Source organism: Myxococcus sp. CA039A (assembly GCF_013336645.1).
In the GTDB taxonomy this organism is placed as follows: Bacteria; Myxococcota; Myxococcia; order Myxococcales; family Myxococcaceae; genus Myxococcus; species Myxococcus llanfairpwllgwyngyllgogerychwyrndrobwllllantysiliogogogochensis.
The window spans coordinates 1-7297 of sequence record NZ_JABUMQ010000451.1 but is presented as its reverse complement, the minus strand read 5'-3'; the positions used below and the strand labels follow the sequence as shown (position 1 = coordinate 7297).

4 protein-coding genes are annotated in these 7297 nt (G+C 71.0%); all 4 read right to left on the bottom strand.

Annotation, left to right across the window (positions count from 1 at the left end; all coding sequences use genetic code 11):
- On the bottom strand, positions 1–395 hold a 395-nt coding region (locus HR086_RS43055; protein WP_254626709.1), incomplete at its 3' end, for a TonB family protein.
- 114 nt (positions 396–509) lie between these two features.
- Positions 510–1889, bottom strand: a complete 1380-nt coding sequence (locus HR086_RS43050; protein WP_174455420.1) for a class II 3-deoxy-7-phosphoheptulonate synthase — start codon at positions 1887–1889, stop codon at positions 510–512.
- Positions 1889–6256 (bottom strand): myxochelin non-ribosomal peptide synthetase MxcG, encoded by a 4368-nt coding sequence (gene mxcG, locus HR086_RS43045; protein WP_174468536.1) that lies wholly within the window; start codon positions 6254–6256, stop codon positions 1889–1891. Before mxcG ends, HR086_RS43050 begins: the two co-directional genes overlap by 1 nt.
- 69 nt (positions 6257–6325) lie before the next feature.
- Positions 6326–7252: an isochorismatase family protein gene (locus tag HR086_RS43040; RefSeq protein WP_174468535.1), complete on the bottom strand. Its 927-nt coding sequence runs from the start codon at positions 7250–7252 to the stop codon at positions 6326–6328.
- Positions 7253–7297: the final 45 nt, after the last annotated feature.

The following is a 7297-nucleotide window of genomic DNA, read 5'->3' as shown; positions in this document are numbered from 1 at the left end:
GGCGTGGGCTCCACGGGGAGGCGGAACTCGTAGCTGTAGGCGATGCGCGAGGCCACGGCGACGCCCTCACGCCGGGCCGGCTCGAAGCGGAAGCTCAGCGCGGCCTGTCGCGCCGCCTCGTCGAACCCGTGTCCCTGGGGCTCGAGGACCTCCGCCTCCGTGACGACGCCCTGGTCATCCAGCGTCAGCTTCAACCGCACCGTGGCTTCCAGCCGGGCCTGCTCCGCCTCGGCCGGGTAGGGCGCCTCCACGAACGTCACCAGCTTCGGCGCCACCACGGCCGGCACGGGCGCCGGGGCTTGCGCCGCCGCCGGCACCTGGGCCTCACCGGCCACCTGGGCTCGCGCCGGAAGGGCGAACGCGAGCCACACCATCACCGCCACGCTCCAACGCATCCGGCCAACGACCTCTCGTCCGCGCCCAGTGGGGATTATGAAAATGGTTCTCATTTTCATTTGCGAGGCCGTGTATTCCTGTAGACCCTGTGCTGTCAAGGGTTGATGGGTGACTCAGGCTGCCCTGGCGTGGGGGGTCTTCAGGGCCTGAAGCTTTTCCGCGACCATGAAGGAGAGCTGGAGTGCCTGGTCCGCGTTCAGGCGGGGGTCGCAGTGAGTGTGGTAGCGGCTGTGGAGGTCGTCCTCCGTCACGGCCAGCGGGCCTCCCAGGCACTCGGTGACGTTCTGCCCGGTCATCTCCAGATGGATGCCTCCCGGGTGGACGCCCTCGGAGGAGGCGACCTCCAGGAAGGACTTCACCTCGGAGAGGATGCGGTCGAAGGAGCGCGTCTTGTAGCCGTTGCTGGCCTTGTGGGTGTTGCCGTGCATCGGGTCGATGGACCAGATGACGGGGCGGCCGTCGCGGCGGGTGGCGGCCATCAGGCGCGGGAGGCAGTCGGCGACCTTGTCGGAGCCGAAGCGGCCGATGAGCGTGAGGCGTCCGGGGATGGCCTCCGGGTTGAGTGCGTCCATCAGGCGCAGGAGGTCGTCGGGGTCCATGGTGGGCCCGCACTTGACGCCGATGGGGTTACGGATGCCGCGCATGAACTCCACGTGGCCGCCGTCGAGCTGGCGGGTGCGCTCGCCAATCCACAGCATGTGGGCGGAGGCGTCGAACCAGTGGCCGGAGCCGGGCTCCATGCGCGTCATCGACTCCTCGAAGTTGAGGAGCAGGGCCTCGTGGCTGGTGAAGAGGTCCACGGGCGTGGGCGTGGGCGCGGCCGTGTACTCCGGGGACGGCGCCAGCGCGCTCATGAAGCAGAGGGACTCGAAGATGGAGTCCGCGAGCTTGCGGTACTGGTCCCCCTGCGGTGAGCCGGAGACGCCGTCGAGCGTCCAGCGGTGCAGGTTGCACAGGTCCGCGTAGCCGCTCTGCGAGTAGGCGCGCAGCAGGTTCAGCGTGGCGGAGGACTGGTGGTAGGCCTTGAGGAGCCGCTTGGGGTCGGGGATGCGCTCGGCGGCCTCGAAGTCCATGCCGTTGATGATGTCGCCCCGGTACGCGGGGAGGGTGACACCGTCGAGCGTCTCCACGGGGCTGGAGCGCGGCTTGGCGAACTGGCCGGCGATTCTTCCGACCTTCACCACGGGGCGTCCGCCCGCGAAGGTGAGCACCACGGCCATCTGGAGGATGAGCCGGAAGGTGTCGCGGATGTTGTCGGTGGTGAATTCCTTGAAGCTCTCCGCGCAGTCTCCGCCTTGCAGCAGGATGGCCTTGCCCTGTGCCACCTGCGCGAGCGAGGCGGTGAGCCGCCGCGTCTCCGAGGGGTGGACCAGCGGAGGGAGTCGGGACAGCTCTTCCTCCACTCGGTGGAGGGCGCGCATGTCCGGATAGTCATCCGGGATGTACTTCACGGGCTTCTCCCGCCAGGTGCGGGGATTCCAGGTTCGGTTCATCACGAGGGGGCCGTTTCCTTGGGGGAGCCAGGTGTCGCGGGCAGCAGGCCGCGCGTGACGCACCAGGCGAGGTATCGGAAGAAGAGGTCGCGATCCGCCTGGGGGCAGGTGATGCCGGTGCCCTCCAGTGCTTCATGCAACCGCTGACAGCGGATGGGGCCCAGGCCGAACGCGGGCGCCGAGTCACCGGAGCGCAGGTCGAAGAAGGCCAGGGTGGTGGTGTTGTCCGCGGTGCCGGCGCGCTCCGCGACCCGGGCGCGCCAGGCGGGGATGGGGAGCAGGTCCACGGGGTAGCCGTACTCGCCCACCCAGCGGAACAGGTCCGGCAGTCGCACGTCGGGCACGGGCGTCACGTTGAACACCGTGCCGGGCGTGGCGACGCGGGAGAGCTTGACGATGGCGCGCGCCACATAGTCCACGGGGGTCCAGGTCTCTCCCACGTCGAGCAGCGGGAGCGAGCCGGAGGGGATGCCCGCGAGCAGGATGCGCCAGACCAGATCTTGCGGATTGACGATGGCGGTGTCCGTCGCGCCAACAACGCGGCCCAGCCGGTAGACGGCGACGGGCAGGCCGCGCTCGGAGGCGTGCTGCACCAGCCGCTCCGCGACCCACTTGCTCTGCTGATAGCCGTCACGCAGTCCGGGGTGGGCCTGCACGAAGTCCTCGGGCACCTCCGGGCTCACGTTCGCCTGGGGCGCCACGGCCAGCGTGGACACGTAGTGGAAGGGCTTGAGGCGCACGGCGGCGGCCAGACGCAAGAGCTCGCGCGTGCCCTTGACGTTGACGGCCTGGACGCTGCCGTACTCGCGCACGACGCTCACCACCGCGGCGTTGTGCAGGATGACGTCACACTCCGCGGCCAGCCCGTGGAAGCGCGCGCTGTCCAGGCCGAGCATCGGCTGGGTGAGGTCCGACGGCAGCGCGAGCACCCGCTCGGCGAGGCCCGATGTCGGAAGCTGCTGGGACGTGAGCGCGGCGCGGATGCGCTCCATCGCCTGGGCCTCGTCGCTGGCGCGGACCAGGCAGACCACGCGGGCGCGCGTCTGGCGCAGGAGCTGGTCCAGCAGGTGGGCGCCGACGAAGCCCGTGGCGCCCGTGAGCAGCACCTGACGAGGCTCCGGGAAGCGCGTCTCGAAGCTGCCGCCCACGCCCTGGGGCGCGGTGGTGCTCGGACGGGGGACGATGTCCTCGGACAGCTCCGAGTCAGCGAGCATCGTGGTGCTCGGGCCGCTTGCTTCGGAGCCGGTGGCCTCACCGTGCTCCAGCGCCTGGGCCAGCGCGGCGGCCGTCGGGTAGCGGAACACCGTGGCGACGGGGACCTCCCGGCCCAGGGCGATGCCCAGGCGGTTGGCCACCTGGATGCTCTGGAGGGACTGGCCCCCGCGGTCGAAGAAGTCGTCCTGCGCGGTGAGGCCCGTGGCGCCGAGGACCTCCTCCCAGATGCCGAGCACCACGCGCTCCAGCTCCGTGGTGGCCTGCGCCACGGTGGAGGAGGCATCGGTGGTGGGCGCCTTGCGCAGCTCGGCGCGGTCGATCTTCCCCGTGCTGGTGCGAGGCAGGCGCTCGGCGAACACGATGGCGCCCGGCACCATGGGCGCGGGCAGGTTCGCGAGCAGGTGCTTGCGCAGGTCGGCGGCGGAAGGCACGGGGGCCTCCGCGACGATGTGCGCGCAGAGCCGGCGGGCGCCGCCGGGGAGCACCTGTCCGACCACCGCGGCCTCGCGCACGCCCGGGTGGCCCAGGAGCACCGTCTCCACCTCGGCCGGGTCGATTCGGTGGCCGCTGATCTTCAGCTCGTCGTCCACGCGACCGACGAACACGAGCTGTCCGTCCTCCCGCAGCCGGGCCTTGTCGCCGGTGCGGTAGGCGCGGGGCTGGCCGGGCAGCGCGGCCAGGGAGATGAAGCGAGCCTTGTCCAGCTCCGGCCGGCCGAGATAGCCCCGCGCGAGCGCGCCACCCAAGAGGCACAGCTCGCCCTCCGAGCCCCGAGCGACGAGTCGTCCTTGCGCATCCACGAGCACCGCGCGGACGCCGGGAAGCGGCAGGCCGATGGGGACCTCGTCTCGCTCGGACTCCGGACCACCGGCGTCCGCGAGCGACGCCACCGTCGCCACCACCGTGGCCTCCGTGGGGCCGTAGGTGTTGAGCAGCTGTACGCTCGGACCGACGGTGGCGCGCCAGCGGGCGACGCGCTCTGGCAGGGCCGCCTCGCCCCCGATGATGACGGTGCGCAGGGAGGATGGCAGCCGCGCCGCGCCCGTGGATACCGCGTAGGCCAGCTCGTGCCAGAACGCGGTGGGCAGGTCGAGGATGGTGATGCCGTGGGCCGCGCAGGACTCGAGCAGGCGGGGCACGGACTGGAGCATCTCGTCGGTGCGCAGCACCAGCCGCGCGCCCGAGGTCAGCGCCAGGAAGACCTCCTCCACGCTCGCGTCGAAGTGCAGCGGCGCGAACTGGAGGATGCGGTCCTCGCGGGTGACGGCGTAGCGGTGCGTGGCGCCCGCGACGAAGTGTGCCAGCGACTGGTGAGGAATCTGCACGCCGTTGGGCTGGCCCGTCGAACCGGAGGTGTAGATGACGTACGCGAGCCGCTCAGCCTCGGCGCGAGGGGTGACCGTCTGCGCGGCGACGTCGCGCTTCAGGACGGTCAGGTGCCCGGCCGCGCGGGGGCTCGCGTCCGTGGCGGAGACGGTCTCCGACGGGAGGACCATCAGCGAGGGCGCGGCGTCGTCGAGGATGGAGGCCGAGCGGGAGGCGGGGCCGGTGGGGTCGAGCGGGAGGTAGCCCGCGCCGGAGCGCAGGATGCCCAGTGACGCGACGATGGCGTCGATTCCGCGCGGCACCTTCACCGCCACGGGCGTGTCGGACCGGACGCCCTCGGCGACGAGGCGGTCCGCGAGCGACCCGGTGGCCCGCCACAGCTCGCCGTACGTCAGGCGATGCTCGCCATGCTCCACGGCGATGACATCCGGCTGCTCACGGGACTGGCGTTCGATGAGCTCCATCACCGGATGGGCGGGCACGGGGAGCGGGCCTCCATCCAGGACCGACGCGTCGGCCCCGGCCGACAGGACCTGCTCGCGAACGGCCTGCTCGGGCGCGCCGAGCCACGTGTCCAGGTGCCGGAGGAACTCCTGCTGATGGGAGTCCACGGCCCGCGCGTCGTAGCAGACCGGGTTCGCGTCGAAGTCGACGCGCAGGCCACCGCCGTCCGAGCGGGCATACATCCCGATGGAGAGGTCCTCGACGGGCCCCGCGGAGATGTTGTGCGCGATGCCGGGCAGGCCCGCGAAGCGCACGCCGTAGTCGAACGGCATGATGTTGACCACGGGGCCGAACAGCTTGCGCTGCCCACCCACGCGGCGCAGATCGCGTCGAAGCTGCTCGTAGCGGTAGCGCAGGTGGGGCCTGGACGCGCGCATCTCCGCGGCGACATGCCGGGCCAGTGAGGCCAGGGTGGCACCGGGGGAGACGGGCACGCGCAGCGGCACGATGTTCATGGCCATGCACGGCACGCGCAGCGCCGCCGAGCCCAGCCGAGTCATCACCGGAAGGCCAAGCACGACCTCCGGCGCGTCGGTGTGCAGGTGAATCCAGGCCGCCGTCGCCGCGAGCACCAGGTCCGGCCACGTCAGTCCGAGCTGCTTCGCCACGGCCTGCATCCGCTCCACATCGGTGCCCGCGAGCATCCGGGTGGAGCGAACGAACGACGCGGACATGGGGGCCGGCGGCGCCAGCGTCACCGGCAGCGGAGCGTCCGCGAGGCGGCCGACCCAGAAGTCACGGTCCTTCTGGAACTGGGGACCGGCGCGATAGGCCGCGTCCTCGTCCAACACGGGGCGCAGGGGACCGAAGCCCGCGGGCGCGGCCTTGCCCGTCACGCGAGACGTGTAGAGGTCCGCCACGCGCCGGGTGAGCAGCGAGAACCCATACCCATCCATGGCGATGTGGTGCACGCGCTGGAACCAGAAGTACCGCTCCGGCCCCGCCTTGAAGAGCACCTGGGCGAAGAGCGGCCCTCGGGTGAGGTCCACCGTGCGCGTCAGGTCTTCCTTCATCCACGCCCGGGCGGCGGCCCACGGGTCCGCTTCGGTGGACACGTCCACGTGCTGGAGCGCCCACTCCACGCGGGGGCTGACCAGCTGGGAGGAGCCTTCCTGGGTGGACTCGAAGCGCGCGTGGAGGGCCTCCGCCTCGTCGACCGTCTGACGGACGGCGGCCTCGAAGTGCTCGGGGACGATGGCGCCACGAAGCTCGATGCACTCCCCGGCGTTGTAGATCGGGCTCGCGAGGTCGAGCTGTTGACCGACCCAGATTCCGTGCTGGGCCGCGGTGAGCGGCCAGCGTGCGTCGTGTGATTCGGTCATCGCAGGTCCTTCGAGAGGGGGCATCGGCATGGAGCGAGGTGGGGAGAGCCTCGCTTCCGTGGGCGGCGCTTAACGGTGGAGGGCCACCTGGACGCTGCTCGCGTCAGGAGGCGGAAGGGGCATGGCGCGTAGGAGCACGTACCACTCGGTGAGCGTGGGCCGCTCCGCCAGCTCCACGAAGGTGACCTCCGCGCCCGCGCTCCGCCACCGCTCCACCAGGCTCATCAGCCGGATGGAGTCCAGGCCCTGCTCGAGCAGGTTCGCATCCTCGTTCACCTCCATCACGGACTGCTGCAACAGCTCCGCGACATCCGCGCGCACCTGGTGATGGCTCAGTCCGAGAGCGCTCTTGACGGCGGGCAGGCCCAGCGAGTCGATGACCTGCTGCGTGGTGGTGGTGACGGCGCACAGCTGCGACGCGTAGCTCAGCGCGAGCTGGTGGTGCGCCAGGGAGAAGTCGCCCAGCGCATCCGCCACCAGGAAGGGCTGGATGTTGCTCATGAAGCCATCGCTGGCCGTCTGGAGGCAGCCGATGTGCGCGTAGATGCCGCAGATGATGAGCTGGTCCTTGCCGCGCGCGCGCATCATCTCCAGCAGGTCCGTGCGGCGGAACGCGCTGTAGGTCCACTTGGTGAGCTGGACGTCACCTTCGCCCGGCGTGAGCGCGTCGATGATCTGCTTCTGGAGCGGACCGCCGTTGATGCCGCCGCCCCAGAAGTCGAGCAGCAGGCCGCGCTGCTCCGGGGTCTGGCCGCCCGGCTGCGCGGAGTAGACGACGGGGATTCCCAGCGAGAGGCAGTGCGCGCGAAGCCGCTGGATGTTGGGCACCAGCTCCGTCACGGGGGACTGGCCGGGGGTGAACGCCTCCACGAAGTAGCGCTGCATGTCGTGGATGAGCATCACGGCCCGCTTGGGGTCGGGCGTCCACGCGACCTTGTTCTTCGGCAGGTCGGCGGCACCGGGCATCGGATAGGGGGTGATGGCTGGGAGCGCCATGAGGGGGTCCTTTTCTGGAAGGAAGGAGAGGGGAGGGTGTGTCAG

What these genes read in the sequence shown, in the direction of transcription:
- HR086_RS43050 (WP_174455420.1), bottom strand. Translation starts at nt 1,889, where the DNA reads ATGAACCGAACCTGGAATCCCCGCACCTGGCGGGAGAAGCCCGTGAAG.
- mxcG (WP_174468536.1), bottom strand. Translation starts at nt 6,256, where the DNA reads ATGACCGAATCACACGACGCACGCTGGCCGCTCACCGCGGCCCAGCAC.
- HR086_RS43040 (WP_174468535.1), bottom strand. Translation starts at nt 7,252, where the DNA reads ATGGCGCTCCCAGCCATCACCCCCTATCCGATGCCCGGTGCCGCCGAC.